11 protein-coding genes are annotated in these 16729 nt (G+C 73.0%); 2 read left to right on the forward strand and 9 right to left on the reverse strand.

Going from position 1 to position 16729, the window contains the following annotated elements:
• Window positions 1–37: 37 nt before the first annotated feature.
• Window positions 38–2203 (forward strand): BTAD domain-containing putative transcriptional regulator, encoded by a 2166-nt coding sequence (locus ACIBX3_RS05710; RefSeq protein ID WP_397113497.1) that lies wholly within the window; start codon window positions 38–40, stop codon window positions 2201–2203.
• On the opposite strand, the gene ACIBX3_RS05715 is transcribed toward ACIBX3_RS05710, so the two are convergent.
• The 9 genes from ACIBX3_RS05715 to ACIBX3_RS05755 form a co-directional block, all read right to left on the reverse strand.
• Entirely contained in the window at window positions 2200–4746 is a 2547-nt protein-coding gene (locus ACIBX3_RS05715; protein WP_397113499.1) for a S8 family serine peptidase, read from the reverse strand. The two genes, ACIBX3_RS05710 and ACIBX3_RS05715, sit on opposite strands and share 4 nt — an antisense overlap.
• Window positions 4747–4748: 2 nt before the next feature.
• The gene (locus ACIBX3_RS05720; protein ID WP_397113501.1) at window positions 4749–5021 is read right to left on the reverse strand and encodes a hypothetical protein; all 273 of its coding nucleotides are present in this window, start codon (window positions 5019–5021) and stop codon (window positions 4749–4751) included.
• An 18-nt stretch (window positions 5022–5039) separates the two neighbouring features.
• Entirely contained in the window at window positions 5040–5822 is a 783-nt protein-coding gene (locus ACIBX3_RS05725) for a hypothetical protein (RefSeq protein WP_397113503.1), read from the reverse strand.
• Between the two features lie 48 nt (window positions 5823–5870).
• The gene (locus ACIBX3_RS05730) at window positions 5871–7778 is read right to left on the reverse strand and encodes a hypothetical protein (protein WP_397113505.1); all 1908 of its coding nucleotides are present in this window, start codon (window positions 7776–7778) and stop codon (window positions 5871–5873) included.
• On the reverse strand, window positions 7772–10324 hold the full coding sequence (locus ACIBX3_RS05735; RefSeq protein WP_397113507.1) for an alpha-mannosidase: 2553 nt from the start codon (window positions 10322–10324) through the stop codon (window positions 7772–7774). The genes ACIBX3_RS05730 and ACIBX3_RS05735 overlap by 7 nt, the downstream gene beginning before the upstream one ends.
• A complete protein-coding gene (locus ACIBX3_RS05740) occupies window positions 10321–10977 on the reverse strand; it encodes an SIS domain-containing protein (RefSeq protein ID WP_397113509.1) in 657 nt (218 codons plus the stop codon). Before ACIBX3_RS05740 ends, ACIBX3_RS05735 begins: the two co-directional genes overlap by 4 nt.
• On the reverse strand, window positions 10970–11947 hold the full coding sequence (locus tag ACIBX3_RS05745) for an ROK family protein (RefSeq protein WP_397113511.1): 978 nt from the start codon (window positions 11945–11947) through the stop codon (window positions 10970–10972). The genes ACIBX3_RS05740 and ACIBX3_RS05745 overlap by 8 nt, the downstream gene beginning before the upstream one ends.
• 109 nt (window positions 11948–12056) lie before the next feature.
• Window positions 12057–13097 (reverse strand): LacI family DNA-binding transcriptional regulator, encoded by a 1041-nt coding sequence (locus tag ACIBX3_RS05750; RefSeq protein ID WP_397113513.1) that lies wholly within the window; start codon window positions 13095–13097, stop codon window positions 12057–12059.
• Complete coding sequence (locus ACIBX3_RS05755; RefSeq protein WP_397113515.1) at window positions 13094–14941, reverse strand: MBL fold metallo-hydrolase; 1848 nt, start codon at window positions 14939–14941, stop codon at window positions 13094–13096. Before ACIBX3_RS05755 ends, ACIBX3_RS05750 begins: the two co-directional genes overlap by 4 nt.
• A gap of 32 nt (window positions 14942–14973) precedes the next feature.
• Here ACIBX3_RS05755 and ACIBX3_RS05760 point away from each other — a divergent pair, with 32 nt between their 5' ends.
• A complete protein-coding gene (locus ACIBX3_RS05760; RefSeq protein WP_397113517.1) occupies window positions 14974–16722 on the forward strand; it encodes a beta-N-acetylglucosaminidase domain-containing protein in 1749 nt (582 codons plus the stop codon).
• Window positions 16723–16729 lie beyond the last annotated feature (7 nt).

Genomic DNA, 16729 nt, shown 5'->3' on the forward strand with positions numbered 1-16729 from the left:
GTTTGTTCGCCGCAACGCCTTCGTGGGAGGTGCAAAGGTGCTCCTCGCCAAAGTGGCCGCGCCGATGCCGGAGCTGCGGTGGCCCGCCCAGTTCGCGTGCCAGGGACTCCTGGAGGGATCGCGGCACCGGCTGCTCGCGCCCGAGGGCTACCTGCTCGACGGGCGGCTGGCCGCCGACCTGCAGCGGAGCGGGCGAGAGCTCGGCTGGGTACGGCCGGAGCCGCACGAACTCCAGCCGCCGGGCCTGCTGGAGCTGGTGGCGGCCGGTTCGCCTGCCGCCACCGTGGTCATCCAGCCCGCCGCCGGCCTCGACCTGGACGGACCCGCGCCCACACTGGCGGCCACCGAAGTGGTGCTGTCGCCCGGCTCCGGTGACGGCGGCCTGGGAGTGGACGCGGCGACGGCACTGGCCGCGGCCGGGCACCTCGACTGCCCGCTGGGCGGCGAGAGCGTCGCCCGGCTGGTGGCGGTGACCGGTGGCCGGGCCGCCGTCGTCGACTCCGTGCTGCGAGCCGCCTGCCTGGACGGTGGCGACCGGCTCGGGGAACGCATCGCCCGCTCCGCCTGCCTCGCCGACCTCGTCGCCACCGTCACCCTCTGGGCGCTGCGCGACGCCGACCGCGCCCGGTTGGAGGCTCTCGCCCTGGCCGCCCGGCTCGGGTACGCCCACGACAGGCTGCCGGCACTGCGTCCCGCGCTCCGCGATCCGGACAGGGAACCGTGGTGGCAGCCGCTCACCGGCGGCTGGTATCGCGTGCTGCCGCTGTGGTCGACGGCGATCTGCGCGCTCCGCCGGGCCCGGCCGCGGAGCCTCCGGCAGCGGCTGGCGCGGCTGGTGGGAGAGCTGGAAAGCGATCACGCCGTCGAGGAGGCGATCGGCCTGTGCCGCCGGGTGGGCGACCGGGAGCTGGTCGCCCGGCTGCTGGCGGAGACGGGCGGAGCCGGTCGTGGGGAGCCGGGTGCTGCGACGGCGGACGGGCGGGGCTCTTCGGAGGACGGGTGGGAGGCGTGGCATCGGACCAGGTCCGCGCTCGTCGCCGGGCGCCTTTCCGAGGCGCTGGAGCACGGCAGGCGCGCCCGGCGGCTGGCTGCCGAGCCGGGCGGCGCGTACGAGCGGATCAGGTCCGAGCGGATCAGGAAGGTCCTGCGCCTGACGTACGGGGCCATGTGGGCACGTACGTCCCACGGCCGGATACGGCTCCTGCTGCGTGCGGTGGAGGCCATGGGCCTGCCTCCTGCCTCGGACGCGTCACCCACCCCATGCGCTGGCCTTCGCGAGGACACGCCTCCCGCGAGCCGGGCCGCCCCGCATGCGGCGCCGCCACCGGCCGGACGGGCCGACACCGGACGGGCCGACACCGGACGGGCCGACACCGGACGGGCCGACACCGGACGGGCCGACACCGGACGGGCCGACACCGGACGGGTGGATGTCGGGCGGGTGGATGTCGAGGCGTGGTTGCTCGGGGAATTCCGGCTGCGGATCGCCGGGCGGCCCGTCACCGAATGGTCCGGGAATCTCGGCAGATCGGTGCTCATGTTGCTCCTTCTCCGCCACCCACGCCCGATCCACCGGGACGTGATGATCGACTCGATCTGGCCGGGCGTACCGGACAGCGCCGCGCGCAACCGGCTCAACGCGGCCCTCCACACCCTCCGCGTCGACCTGCGCAAGGCCGTCCCGGACCGGCGGATCGTGGTCCACGCCCGCGAGAGCTACTCACTCGCCCCCGACCTGACCGTGTGGCTGGACACCGAGGAGTTCGCCCGCGGCTGTGCCACGATCACCGGTCCCGCTCCGGACGCGGACCTCGGACAGGCGATCCGCCGCCACGAGGAGACGCTGGCGCTGTACGCGGGCGAGCTCCTGGAGGACGCGCCGTACCTGGACTGGGTGGTCCCCGAGCGGGAGCGGCTGAACTCCGCGTACCTGGACCTGCTGGAGGGCCTGGCCGTCCTCTACCTGGCGTCGGGAGCCCACGCCAGATGCGTGGACACCTGCCGGCAGGTCATCGTCAGGGACTCGTGCCGCGAGCGGACCCACCGGCTGCTCATGCGCTCCTACGCCAGGCAGAACCAGCCGCACAAGGCCGTCGCCCAGTACGAGGCGTGCTGCCGGGAGCTCGACGCCTTGCTCGGCATGACGCCGGGCCCCGAGACGACCGCCCTGTACGAGTCGATACGCCGCCACCTGGCCGTCTAGCCCAGGCGCAGGTCACCTCGCTCCGCGATGAACGCCCCCAGCTCCCCCATGTCCCATCCGGGCTTCCTGGCGACGTCGTCGCTCTGGTGATGCCGCGCCTCCCAGCTCAGCACCCGGCGGGTCCGAGGGTCGGCGATCACCGTGACGGTGAACGAATGACGCTCGAAGGCCGCCGCAGGCTGCCCACCCGGCTGTTCCCTGGCCGCGGCCAGGAGCCGGGCCTGCGCGATCCAGTCCTGCTTGGCGAGCCGCTCGGCGCCGATCCCGAGGGGCTGGACGACGGCGGCGAGCTGCTCCGGCGACAGGGCGGCGAACTGCTCGAACGTGGTGATTCCCGCCTCGTTCATGCGCTGGGCGGTCTTCGGTCCCACGCCCTTGATCCGCTGGAAGTCGTCCACCTCCGGAGCCGGGGGCGCCGCGGTCACCGGCACCAGGTGTCCGTGGCCGTCGTTGTCGTCCCGCGTCCAGAGGCCCGAGCGGTCGGTCACCACGATCTCGCACACGTAGTCGCCGCCGGCCAGCCCGGTCAGGTCCGCCCGGTGCGTACGGCCGAACCCCGGCTGCTCCCGCTGGGCGACGGCCTTGCCGATGGTCAACTGGCCGAGCGCGGTGTGGCAGCGCAGCTCCCACGCGCAGTCCACGTCGGTCTCCCAGGCCAGCACGCCGCCGCCCTCGACGTGGAGGCTCGTGATCCGGGGGAAGACGGCCGTCCGTGCCGCCTCGACGGCCGCGGTCACGTCCAGCTTGCCCTCGCCCCACCCGTCGTCGGGCGAGGTGCCGGCGTCGCGGGCCGTACGACGCAGGATCTGCCCTGCCTGCTCCCCGTCGAGCGGGGGGAGCCCGGCGGCGAGGCGGGCCGCCATGACGAGCGCCGCCGCGCCGCAGACATGGGGCGCCGCCATGCTCGTGCCCGCCATCAGGGTGTGGGCGGCGTCCGGGCGCGGCGGTTGCGCGCTGCCGGCGGCGCGGGCGGAGGCGATCCACTCGCCCGGCGCGGTCAGGTCGGGTTTGCGCGCGCCGAGCCTGGTGGGGCCATGGCTGCTGAAGGCGGACAGTGCGCCCTGGCCGAAGAACGGGTTGGCGGGCCTGGTGGCGTACGAGCCGACCGTGATCACGCGGCGGGCGGTGCCGGGCACGGAGATGGTCCGGGTCGGGTCGGCGCCGGCGGGGGCGAACCTGCTCTGTTCGGCCGCGCCGGGGCCGCCGCGCGGCGCCCGTTCGATCCACGCGTCGTAGCGGCCGTGGCGGACGGCGTCACCGCGCAGGATCAGCCGCCAGACACCGGCCTCGATGCCGTCCCGGCCGGAGCCGGTGACGCCCGCCTCCGTGCCGGAACCACCGCCGGCGGTGATGATGACGGTGGTCGCCGTGTCGCCGCCGGCGTCGCAGTCGGTCTCGCTGTCGATCCTGACCCGGTCACCGTGGCGGGTGGTGAAGTCCCGCACCTGGCCCGGCCGGGTGAAGCCGGACGGCGGACCGTGCGGCGGCGCCACGGCGACGCCGATCTCGTCGGACCCGTCGAACCAGATCTCGACGATGTCGTCCTCCAGATCCCCCGGCGGGACGACCAGTTCGAGCTCGACCGTGTCGCCTTCGGCCAGCGTCCCGCCGGCGTGCGTGCGCCACTCCTGCTCGTTGCCGGCGGACTTGACGATGACGACGCCGGGACGGCGGGCGTAGGCGTCGAGCGCGCGTTCGACCAGGGACTCCCCCGCGTGGCCGCCGCCGTTCATGCCCTGGCTGATGTTGATCGCGACCGGGTGGCCGTCCGCGTGCTTGACGATGTAGTGGACGGCGTCTACCAGCTCTCTGGAGCGGCCGAGGCTGACGCCCGGGGTCCCGGCGAGCGCGACCACGATGAGGTCGGCGCGCGGCGCGAGGCCGGAGTAGTCTCCGCCGAGCCGGCTGTCGTCGCCGGCCGCGATGCCCGCGACGTGCGTGCCGTGCCCGGAGACGCCGTCGGTGTGCGGGACGACCCGGTGGGGGCGCGGGTCGGCGAGGGCCTTGTCGATGTCCTCCTTGACGTACTCCACGCCGTACGGCACCGCGGCCTCGGCCATGGCGTCCGCGGTCTGGTCCCACAGGTAGAGGATGCGCGAGGAGCCGTTGGCGTGCCGGAAGGCGGGATGGGTGTAGTCGATCCCGCTGTCGATGATCGCCACGATGGCGCCCGCGCCGGTGAGCGGGCCGGACCCGTCCGGGGCCTCGGCGACGCCGCGTACGTCCGGCCGCGAGACGTTCAGCTCGGGGAACAGCGGGCGCGACGACTCCACGCGCTCGATGGACGGCAGCGCCGCCAGCCGCTCCAGCGCATTCACGGGCACGCGCGCGCCCAAGACGTCGCGGTCCTCATCCGGCGCGAACGCCCAGGAGAGCAGTTCGTCCGGCCACGGGCCCTCCCCGCGGCGCAGCAGCACGTCGACCGTGCCCAAGTCGGGTCCCGGCTGCCAGCCCACGCGCTCGGCGAGCAGCGTGCCGGTCATCTCGACGTCGTCGTCCAGTCGCGCGAGAAAGTGCCGCAGGCGTGCGTCCAGCGTTGTCATGGTCACTCCGGGTGGGTCCGCCGGGGCAGTTCGATCCGCACCACGAACGGGAGCTCGGCCACGAGCCGCAGGTGCTCGATCCCGTCGACGGTGCCGGACAGCACGGTGCCCTCGGCCGCGTACGTCGTCATGCCCGCCCGCTCCAGCGCGGCGAGCTGCTCCTCGGCCAGGGGCGCGGCGGTGAGCACGAGAAGCCCGATGGCCCCGTGGCAATCCCCGGCGGCCAGGTGGCGCCGGCCACGGGCGTCGAGCTTGGCCTGCCAGTCCCGGCTCACCGCGCGCCCTCGATGTCGCTAGCGGTAGATCAGCACCCTGACGGGGCTTTCCTCGACGATCCCGGGAAGGATGTCGGGCTGTCCGAGGAACCCCGGCTGCAGGTCCGGCTGGAACCACCGGGTCGCGAACGCGGCGAACGGCGGCAGCCCGGTCCCGACGCCGACGACGTCAGCGGTGAGGTGGATCTCCAGGATCCGCGGCCGGCCCTCCAGCGGCTGCGGCAGGCTGGGGATCTCCATCGGGACGATGTTGATGAATCCCGCGCCGAACGGCTGGGGCGGCGGCTCGAACGCCGGACCCTGGCTGGCCGTGTTGATCTCGATGCTGGCGCCGCGTACCTGGTAGACCAGCGGCGCCATGACGGCCGAGGCCGACGGTCCGCCGGCGAGCGGCGTGGGGTTGCGCCACAGCACCGCGAAGAGCACGGCCCGCTCGCCGGACTGGATGATCCGGTTGGGCAGCAGCGGCCCGCCCGGCGCGATCTGCTTGAACGGGCCGACCGCCATGAGGTCGAACCACAGGTACGGCACCGGCAGCGGCGTCAGCACGCCGCCCTCGGCCGCGGTGGAATCGGGACGCGCGGCGACGGACTGGCGGCGGGTGGCCTGCTCGGTGAGCCTGCGGTACTTGTCCTGGTACTGCATGGTGTAGAGCTCGAGCTGGCGCTCGATGTGCGTCATGCACTCGCGCACCCGCTCGTCCTCCATCAGCCGCATGGTCGCCTCGTCGAGCTGCGGCGTCGCGGCCTGGCGAGTGGTGGCGGCCTGGCGGGTGGTGGCGGCCGGGTCGGTGATCGTCATGCGTCTGCCCTCGCGTGAGTCTGGGCGGGACTTCGGCGTCCTGCCTGCTCACGAACCTGGCACGGCGCGCTTAGCGAGCGCCCAGGCCGGCTGCGCGTCCCCGCTTAGTTCTCGCTTAGTTCCGGCTCGGCGGTCCCCGGCCAGCAGTTGCTCGCAGGCCAGCAGCAGCACTCCGGCGCTCCAGGCGTGCGACAGCGTCAGGTACATGCCCTTCGGCTGGAAGCAGTCCGTCTGGTAGTAGCGCTCGGTGATCATGCCGCGGTAGGCGTTGAAGTCTCCGTCGGCCGCCGGGAGCAGCTGGCGGAAGCACTCCAGGGTCTCGTGCGCCCGCTCCGCGTAGTACGGATCCCCCAGGGCCTCCGACAGCTCGATCAGCTCGGCCGTGCACACCAGCCCGTACGCGTGCACGTGCTGGTTCGACGGGGACGCCTGGTCGGAGCCCCGGGTGGCGAAGCCGTACACGCCCAAGGGTGTGCGGGGACCGAAGCGCACGTTGTAGGAGTAGCGGAAGGTGAGCATCCAGTCGGCGGCGCGGCGGGCCAGGCCGAGCCAGCGGCGCTCGCCGGTGCGGCGGTGCAGCGCCATGTACGCGATCACGGCCGCGTAGCCGTCCTCCGAGGTCGGGGCCAGATCCACGTCCTCAGGAGCGCCGTAGACGAACTCGTCTTCGACGAAGGAGGCGTAGTACTCGCCCGCGCGGACAGCGGCCCGCAGGTAGCGGTCCTCGCCGGCCTCGGCCAGGGCGGCCACCCAGGTCAGGCCGGAGGCGCCCGACCAGGACAGGACCTCGCCGGTGGCGGCGTGGTGCAGCGTGCCGAGGTTGCCGTCCGGGCGCTGGCGGGCCACCATCGCGTCCAGGTTGGAGCGGGCGGCGGCCAGCCAGCGGGGCTCTGGCCACAGCCGCAGCGCGCGCAGGAGGAACAGCGTGGCCTCGCCCAGCGTGCGGGCGTGCAGGGCGTCCTTGACCGGGGTCCAGCTCTGCGACCAGCCGGAACCCCGGTACCAGGTGCCCCAGAAGGTGCCGGACGGCGACAGGTTCGCGCAGATGAACCCGATGACCCGTTCGGCGGCGGCGACGTGCTCGGGCCGCCCCCTCCGCAGCCCGTGCTCCAGGAGCGCCGCCGCCCACGGGATGCCGCTCACCCAGCCGACGTGCATGGCCTGCCGGTCCACCCGCTCGCCGTTGGTACCGCTCACCTCACGGTCGAAGCCGGCCGTCTCCAGCAGCACGCCCGGGTCCGGGTCGTAGTGCCAGCGGTAGAGGCCGTCCGCGGCGATGCCGGCCGCCGACTCGACGTCCTCCCAGGGCCGGATGGGAGCCGTTTCGAGGCGGAGCGCGCGGTCCTCGCGCAGCAGCGGCGCGTACGCGTGCCGGTCGGCGGGCAGCTCGCACGTGGCGAGGGTCAGCGTGTGCGACTCGCCGGGCTGCCAGACGTACGTGGCGGCCTCGGCGGGCAGCGGCAACGCCGACCCGTAGTAGGTGATCGGGAACTCGCGGTACGGGAACAGCAGCGAGATCGTCGCCTGCCCGCCCTCGTGCTCCAACGCCAGGCCCGTCGTGCCCAGGGCCGACTCCTCGTCCGCGATCAGCGCCGCGCCGCCGGCGTCGCCCCACACCATGACCGCCGGAGTGGCCGCCCGGTCGGCGCGGAAGCCCCAGCGGGACGAGACCATCTCCTCCGGCCGGTCGGCGCCGGCCTCGAAGCGGGGGAACACGCGCGCGCAGGCCGCGGGCCGGTTCTCGCCGTAGAAGAGGCCGGGGATCAGCCACCACGGATCGGCGGCCGGCAGCGACCTGCTGACGCGCACGGTCCCGGCCGCGGGTTCGGCGCCGTCGTACCTGACGGTCAGGCGCAGCTCGCGGCGGCCGGTCGGCAGCCGCCCGCCCCACTCCCAGCCGATCGTGTACGGCCCCGGGCCCAGCACGTCGACGGCGATCTCGCCGATCGTCACCATGCTTCCACCGTGAACGCGCCCTTGCGGGTGGTCAGCTCGACGAGGTCCGTCTCGACGGCGGAGAGCGGATCGTCCAGGGGGATCCGGAACGTACGGATCTGGCTCGGCCCGAAGTCCGCCGTCAGCCTGACCCGGGCCAGCGGAACGCCGAGCGTGGCGACGCAGTCCCGCCCGGTGGTCTCGACGGCGCGGACGACGAGGTCGCGCGGCGCGTCCTCGTGCAGCTTCACCGCGGTCACCATGACCTGCCCGCCGCCGTCGTCCAGGAAGCCGCGCGCGCCGGGGAGCGGTCCGTCGTGGAAGCTCTCCAGCATCGCCCGCACCGGGGAGCCGAGCAGCGCGGCCCGCCGCGCGAGACCGGCGGCCCGCCAGTCGCCCGCGTGCGGCACCAGCAGGTACGTGAACCGCTGCGTCCCCTGGTCCTGGTAGGAGTAGTAGCCCTCGGGGTCCAGCAGCCGCGGGTCGTGCCAGGCGTAGACGGGGCTGCGTACGGCGGTGATGCCGATGCTGGGGCTGCGGCCCGGGGACCGCGGTGAGACGTCGTAGCCGTGCTTGGCGTTGTTCACGACGGCCAGGCCGGCTCCGGGGCCCGACAGGTCCACCCACGACTGCGCCGGTTCCTCGGCCCCGTCGACCGGCCTGGTCAGGTGCCCGAACGGGATCTCGTACGTGGCCGCCGGCGACGCCAGCGCGACCGGGAACCGCAGCTTCATCAGGTGCGCCTGCTCCCGCCAGTCCAGCGTGACCCGCACCTCGACCGCGTCGTCGTCGCCCGCGCCCAGGATGAACTCCTCGGCCATCGTGGATCGGCCCCATGCGCGCTCGACGCGGACGCGGGCCCGCAGCGGGCCGTCCTCGCGCAGCACGATGTTCGTGGTCGCCATCGCCTCGCCCGGCCAGTCGTAGGACACGACGCGGTGTCCCCAGGTGTCGGTCGGGTCCTCGCAGATCACCGTGTGCTCGCCGGTCGCCCCGGCCACCAGGTCAACGCCGGTGCGCTTGTCGAGCAGGCTCGACAGCCAGCCGGTGGCGGGGTCGAGCTCCAGGCGCAAAACGTCGTTCTCGATGTGGTGCTCACCGCAGGACAGGCCTTGGGGAGCCATGGGGGCGCCCTGGCGCAGGCGGTAGAGGCGGTAGCCCAGCGGCGGCAGCTCCGCCTGGAACACGGTGGCGCCGCGCCCCTTGTCGTCCGTGGTCGCGACGGACTGGGTGCGCTGGCAGAGCACGTCGGCGCCGCCGTCGTCCACGACGTGCACGCCGGTGGGCGCGAGGCCGTACTGCATCTCGACCCGGGTCGTGACCGGCCACGGGTGCGGGTTGAAGACGACCACCGGCTGGGTGCCGTCCTCCTGCGGGATGCGGATGTCGCGGGCGATCACGTTGTGCGCCCGCGTGATGATCCGTTTAGAGATCGCGACGGCCTCGCCGAGCTGGTCGCGGGCGTCGTCGTAGGCGGGCTCGATGGCCGAGCCCGGCAGCACGTCGTGGAACTGGTTGAACAGCACCTGCTTCCAGGCCCGCTCCAGGTCGGCGCGCACGTCGTGGCCGGCGACGGCGGCCCAGCGCTCGGCCGACAGCACCGCGGCCTGCGCCCGGCGCTGCCAGGCCTTGACGCCGGAGTGCGAGGAGTAGCAGCCGGCCGCGTGGTGCTGCAGGTCGTCGTGCCACACCGGCAGCTCGGCCAGGCCCTGCTCGCCGAGGCGCTTGGCCATCTCGTCGAAGTAGCGGCGCGGCGAGGACATCGTCAGCTCGCCGAACGTGCCCATGCGGTCGTAGCGGTGGATGGACTCGATGTTGGCCTTGGTGGGGCCGCCGCCGTGGTTGCCCACCCCGTAGAAGATCATCAGGTCGCCGAGCGAGCGGTCGAGCTGCCCCAGGGCCTTCTCGGTCTGGCCGGCGACCTCGCCGGGCGGGCTGCAGTACTCGAACGGGATCCGGTACGCCAGAACGCGGCTGCCGTCCGGGCTCTCCCACCAGAACATCGTGCCGGGCAGCTCGGCCTCGTGCGGTCCCGGGCGCAGGAAACAGTAGGAGTCCATGCCCTGGCCGCGCAGGATCGCGGGCAGCATGGCGTTGTGGCCGAACGGGTCGACGTTCATGCCGACGGTCGCGGTGACGCCGAACCTCTGCTTCAGGAAGCGCTGGCCGTACAGGCCCTGGCGGACGAACGACTCGCCGGAGGGCATGTTGCAGTCGGGCTCCACCCACCAGCCGCCGACGTTGACCCAGCGGCCCTCGGCGACCCGCTCGCGGATCCTGGCGAACAGCTCCGGGTCCGACTCCTCCACCCAGGACAGGAGCACGACCTGGTCGCAGGTGAAGACGAAGTCCGGGTACTCGTCCATGCGGTGGATCGCCGACCAGAACGTCGCGCGGGCCTCCTGGTAGCCCTCCTGCCAGGGCCACAGCCACACCGGGTCGAGATGCGCGTTGCCGATCATGTGCAGGGTGCGGTCGGGGGTGGCCGCCGGGCGGGGGGCGCGCGGAAGGCCCTGCGGCTGGGCGCCGGAGGGGGCGTTGGCCATGGGGGCGGGGCGCCTGGTCATGCGGCCGCCCAGGCGTCGACCTTCTCGCTGATCATGTGCAGCATCAGTGTGTGGATCTCCTGGATGCGCGGTGTCTCTGAGGAGGGGGCAAGGAGGAGGAGGTCGGCGTACTTGGAGGCGGCCCCTCCGTCGCCGCCGCCGAACAGTACCGTCACCGCGCCATTGCTTTGTGCCACTTCAAGGGCGTTGACCACGTTCGGGGAGTTGCCGCTGGTGGTGAACGCGGCCACGACGTCGCCCGGGCGGGCCAGCGCCTGGACCTGGCGGGCGAAGACGTCCTCGTAGGCGTAGTCGTTGGCGATGCACGTCATGACCGTGGCGTCGGTCGTGAGCGTCACCGTGGGGAGGGGGCGGCGGTCGCGCTTGTAGTGGCCGATCAGCTCGCCCGTCAAGTGCTGGGCGTCGGCGGCGCTGCCGCCGTTGCCCATCGTGTAGAGGGTGCCGCCGCGGGCGAAGGTCTCGATGAGCAGGTCCGCGGCCGCCTCGACGGCCGGCAACAGCGCCGTCATGCCCCGCGCGGCGGCCAGGTGCCCTTCGACATGCTCGGCGAGCACCGACGTGAGCGGCCGGACGGACGGCTCTCCGGACTCCCCGGAGGATACCCGCCCGGACAGCGGGGAGGGTTGTTCTGCGGTCGTGCGGCGATCACTCATGGGCTGTGGTTCTTCCTGAAACGAGAAGGTCATGGGCGACGGCACCCGCGCCGACCACGCACACACCGGCCCCAAGCCGCGCCGGCTCGATCCGCGCGCCACGCGCCGCGGGCGGCATGGCGTCCCGGGCGACGATGGCCGCCACAGGGTCGAAGAGCAGGGAACCGGACCGGGTGACGCCCCCGCCCAGGACCACGAGCTCGGGCTCGAACGCGTTCACCAGGTCGGTGAGCGCACTGCCCAGAGCCCAGGTGGTCTCGTCCCAGATCTCGCAGGCGAGCGGGTCCCCGGCCGCGGCGGCCCGGGAGACGTCCTCCGCCGTCGGCCGGTCGATCGCCGACAGGGACGAGGAACGGCCGGCGGCCAGCGCCTCGCGGGCACGCTCGGCGATGGCGGTCCCGGACGCGTACGCCTCCAGGCAGCCCAAGCGTGCGCACGTGCACTTCCGCCCGCCGGGACGCACCATGACGTGCCCGAGTTCGCCGCCGTTGCCGGCCGCGCCGCGGTGCAAGCGGCCGCCGATGACCGACCCGCCGCCGACGCCGGTCGAGATGGTCAGGTAGAGCATCGTGCTGGTGCCGCGGCCCGCGCCGTACCGGAACTCGCCCAGCGCGGCGGCTGTGGCATCGTTCTCAAGGGCCCACGGCACCCCGAACGCCTCCGCGGCCATCGCGCCCACCGGGACGTCGATCCAGCCCGGCAGGTGCGGCGGGCACTCCAACACACCGGCCGCGGTGTCCAGCGGCCCGCCGCAGGAGATGCCGACGGCGGCCACCTCGGGCAGCCCGGCCTCGGCGACCGCCTTCCTGCCCAGGTCGAACAGCCTGGTCAGGACGCGCTGCGGGCCCTCCTCCCTGCGGGTGGGGGTGACCTGCCAGCCGTGGATCCGGCCGTCGCCGGTGACGACGCCCGCGGCGAGCTTGGTGCCGCCGATGTCCAGGGACAGAACGGGGGGAAGAACGTGCTCCATGGGGCCTCCGAGCGGGAACGCGTGCCGCGTCAAGGGCTGTGACATCGTTCCCACACGGGGATCCTAGGGCGGCCTTTCCCATGGGTCAACGCAGGAGATGGGCGAAATGTCAGATCATGGGTGGTGGGGCGGTGGATTCCCGTGCCACGAGGTGCACGTTGAGCACGGTGGTGACGGAGTCGGCCTCGGGCATCTCGATGCGCTCGTCCAGCCTGCGCACGGCGGTCACGCCCAGGCTGACGGTGTCCTGGGACACCGCGGTGACCATGGGCGAGACCATGCTCATCCAGGGCGTGTCGTCGAAGGCCACGAGGCTGACGTCGGCGGGCACGCGCAGTCCCAGCTCGTGGATGGCCCGCCAGACGCCCTCGGCGAGCACGTTGTTGGCCGCGAACACGGCGGTCGGCCGGTCCGGGCCGCGCAGCATGTCGAGCGCCCGGCGCCGCGAGTCGGCCACGTCCCAGCCCGACGAGACGACCAGGTCGGGATCGACCTTGATGTCGCCCGCCCCGAGCGCCTCCAGATATCCCTGGTAGCGCTCGTAGCCGGTGGTCCAGTCGGTCTCGTCGATGAACAGCGCGATCCTGCGGTGTCCCAGCGCGACGAGGTGCGCGGTCGCCGTACGGGCGCCGACGCGGTTGCCCACCACGACCCCGTCGGTCGAGCCGGCCGCGAACTGCCGGTCCACCTCCACCACCGGGATGCCGTGCGAGGCCAGGTAGGTGGACACGGCCGAGGAGTTGGGCGTCACGATCACCCCGGCCACCCTGAGCGCGACGAGCGCTTCGGCGGCCTCGCTCTCCGCCTGCGCCGACAGGCTCGTGTCCGCCAGCACCATCGTGTAGCCGCGCTCGCGGGCCTCTCTGCTGGCCCCGGCCGCGAGCTCGGCGTAGAACGGGTTGCGCAGGTCGCTCACCAGGACCCCGACAGATCTGCTGACCTGCTGCTTCAGCGTGCGAGCCATCACATCGGGCACGTACCCGAGCTCCGCGGCGGCCCTCAGGACGCGCTCGCGCACGTCGCTGGCGGCGTACCCGCGCCCGGTGAGCGCGCGGGAGACGGTGGAGCGCGAGACGCCGGCGGCCTCCGCGACGTCCTTGATCGTAGGCCGCCTGGAACGGCTGAGGGGGGTACGCCGCTCGATGGTCATCGATACCCTTCCCCGACCACGTCGACCAGCGCCTCGGCGTGCTGCCCGAGACGCAGATCGCCGAGGGTCAAGTCGACTGCGAGGCGAACGCGGCGCCGCGGCACGACGTCGGCGCCGAGACGGAGATGCACCTGCTCCATACCCCCTCCGGGGATCCTAAGCGTCAGTGATCCCTGTTCGCGCTCCCAGCCTGGGGGAACGATGGGCTCGATGGTGGCGACGACCTTGTCGGGGAACGGGTTGCGCACGGTGGCCGTGAGCACGAACTCGCCGCCCGCCGGGACGGCCGTGTAGTAGGGGGTCAGGCGGCACAGCACGCCGTCCGCCTCCAGGTCGAGCCGGTCCAGCGGGAGCAGGTCGTAGTGCAGGGCGACGAGCTCCTCGCCGCGCTCGGTGATCATGTGAAGGTAGTCGTCGTCCACCCAGCGGGGTCGCCAGTGGCCGCTGATCATGAGCTCGGGGCGCAGGCGCCGGTAGAGCGCGGCGCTCTTGCGGTAGTCCTCGATCCTGAACCTGTTCTTGTACTGAAAATTCAGAATCTCCTGGCGTTCACCCCGAATGCCAGAGAAGTCCTGCTGGTCGCCGGTGGCCAGCACCCGGTGGCCGTCCACCACGAACTCGTACGCCGCCGCGAACAACGTGTGCCCCGGCAGGTCGTGCACCGTGATCTCGTACTCGCGCCAGCGCACCGTCTCGCCCAGCTCCAGCACCCGGTCGGTGGGGATCGGGTCGAACCACTGGCACGGCAGGTCATGGTGGAGCGGCGCGGCGAGGATGGGCGCGATGTGGGACGGCGCCCAGATCTCGGTGCCCTCGACGTCGCGCAGCAGCGGCATGCCGGCCACATGGTCGTCGTGGTAGTGGGTGGGCAGGGCGACCTCGATGCTGGTGACTCCGTAGTGCTCGCGCAGCGCGGGCAGCGAGGCCAGCCAGGGGCGGCGGGCCGCGCGGGAGGTGTTGTGCACCAGGCCGGTGGACATGTCGTAGCCGAAGTCGAAGACCATGGCCGCGCCCGACTCCGACAGCAGGACGTAGCTGTGGGACTGGGCGCTCTTGTTCATGAGCAGGTGGGAGGTCACCTCGACGAAAGGGTTGTTCAGCAGACCCTTCACGTCCCAGGGGTGGGGGCGGCGGAAGTCGACGTAGCGCTGCATGGACCGGGAGAGCTGGGCGAGTGCGGAGGCCGGGTCGGTCATCGGCTCGCCGTGCGACGGCAGTAACACCTCCAGCTCCTCCCGCTGGAGGAGCTCGCAGCTCAGGACGACCATGGCCGGGCCCTCGTTCTCGGTGTAGGACCACTGGGTGGCGGCCAGCGACCACACCTTGCCGGGCGCGTAAATGAGGTCGCCGGTGAAGGCGACCTTGTCCACGACGTACGTGACCGACCCGGGCGTGTGCCCGGGGGTGGGCAACACGCGCACGTCCACGCCTCCGTACGTGGCCGTCCGGTATTCGGGCACGACGCCGGCCACCGGCACCGGCTCCAGCAGCGAGAACCTGTCGTCACGCAGGTCGTAGTCGTTGCTGAGCTGGCGCCCGGACCACATCTCGCCGACCTTCTCGAAGAGATCGAGCTCGACCGGCGGGACGTGGATGGGGATCCCCGCCCCGGCCGCTCTGGCCAGCCCTTGAGCCTGGTCACGGTGGTGGTGCGTCATCAGGACGTCGGTGATACGGTCTATGCCCAGCTCGTCGAGGAGGTCGAGCACACGACCGGAACCGAAGTCGATCGCGATCCCGGTGCGTTCCTCCCCCGGCTGGTCAGGGGCCGTCACGACATAGACGTGACAGGTGTCCTCCACACGGAAGACACCGGGCACAACTTCGGTAACATCACTGCTCACGAGGCACGATTCTATCCGGTATCGTTCCCACAATGGATGCCCTGGACTGGATCATCCCCTGTCCGAAAAAGAGCTCAATAGGCAGATCGCATGTTGATCTGAGCGGGTGCCTGATCCAGGGCGGCGCCGCCGTCGGCACCGCGCTCGCCGCCCTCCGCACCGCTCTCACCCCCTTCGCCTCCCTGACTGAGCCTCCGGCCGTCCCCCCGGATACACCCGCCGGCGCGGTCGTGGTGGAGGTGCGGGTCGATGAGAGGGCCGAGCTGCCCGCCGAGGGTTACACGCTCACCGCCGGCGACGGCAGGGTGGTGATCGCCGGAGCCGATCCCGCGGGCGCGTTCTACGGGGTCCAGACGCTGCTCGCCCTGGCCGCCGCCCCGTGCGAGGAGCACGGGCTGTGCGTGCCGGAGTGCGACGTGCGCGACTGGCCCGACCTGCCGCTGCGGGGCACGATCGAGGGCTTCTACGGCACCCCGTGGACCCACGCCGACCGCATGGAGCACCTGCGCTTCTCCGGCAGGCACAAGCTCAACACGTACGTGTACGCCCCCAAGGACGACCCCTACCACCGGGAGCGCTGGCGGGAGCCGTACCCGGAGGAGGAGCTGGCCCGGCTGTCCGAGCTGGTCGCGGAGGCGGCGGCGCGGCACGTGCGGTTCGTGTTCGCGGTGAGCCCCGGCCTGTCCATGGTCTACAGCGACCCGGCCGAGCGGGCGGCGCTGCGGGCGAAGGCCGAGCAGGTGTGGCGGGCAGGCGTACGCGAGTTCGCGCTGCTCTTCGACGACATCCCGCCGGAGCTGCGGCATGAGCCGGACCGGGAGGCGTACGGCACGGCGGAGGGCGCGAGCGCCGGCGCCCACGCGGCCGTGTGCCGCGACTTCGCCGCCGAGTTCCTGGCGCCACGCGGTGCTGAGCGGCCGCTGACCATGGTGCCGACGGACTACGCGGGCACGGAGCGCACCGCCTACCGTGACCGGCTGGCCGAGGAGCTGCCGCCGGACGTGCTCGTCTGGTGGACCGGGTCCGACGTCGTGGTCGGCGAGATCACGGCGTACGACATGACGGCGGCCGCGGCCTCGTACGGGCACCGCGTGGCCCTGTGGGACAACTTCCCGGTCAACGACTTCGACTTCGCCAGGGTCTTCCTCGGGCCGCTGGTGGGACGGGCGACCGAGCTCGACGGCGTGCCGCTCGAGGGGATCACGGCCAACCCGATGGTGGAGGCGGCGGCCTCCCGGCTGGCGCTGACGACGGTGGCCGACTACGCCTGGCACCTGGCGGCGTACGAGCCGGCGCGCTCGCACCAGCGGGCCGTGCGCCTGCTGCCGGGCGCCGCCGAGCTGCTCCCCCTGGTACAGGCGTGCTCGTCGTGGCCGCCCGGCGACGACCAGAGCCCGGCCCTGACCGCCCTGTGCGCCTCCGCCCTCGACGCCCGCGTGCCCGGTGGCTCCGCTCCTGACGGCTCCGCCTTCGACGAGGAGCCCGCCGAGCGGCTGCGCGCCGAGCTGACCCGCCTGGCCGGGTTGCCGGCGGACGTGCCGGGGCCGATCGCCAGGGACCTGGCCCGCTGGGTGGCGGCCGCCAAGGACATGGCCGCGGCCGGCCTGGCCGCCCTCGACCTGCTCACGAACGGTGCGCGGCCGGCGGCAGGCGGCCGGGTGACGGCGGCCGAGCAGGCGCTGGCCCGCGCCGAGGCGCACGAGGCGAACGTGCTGCGCGGCGTGATCCCGCCGTTCGTGCGAGCGGCCCTGGAGCGCGCGACGGCGAGCACGGCGACCTGACCCACGA

Source organism: Nonomuraea sp. NPDC049480, from assembly GCF_044465905.1.
Lineage (GTDB): Bacteria > Actinomycetota > Actinomycetes > Streptosporangiales > Streptosporangiaceae > Nonomuraea.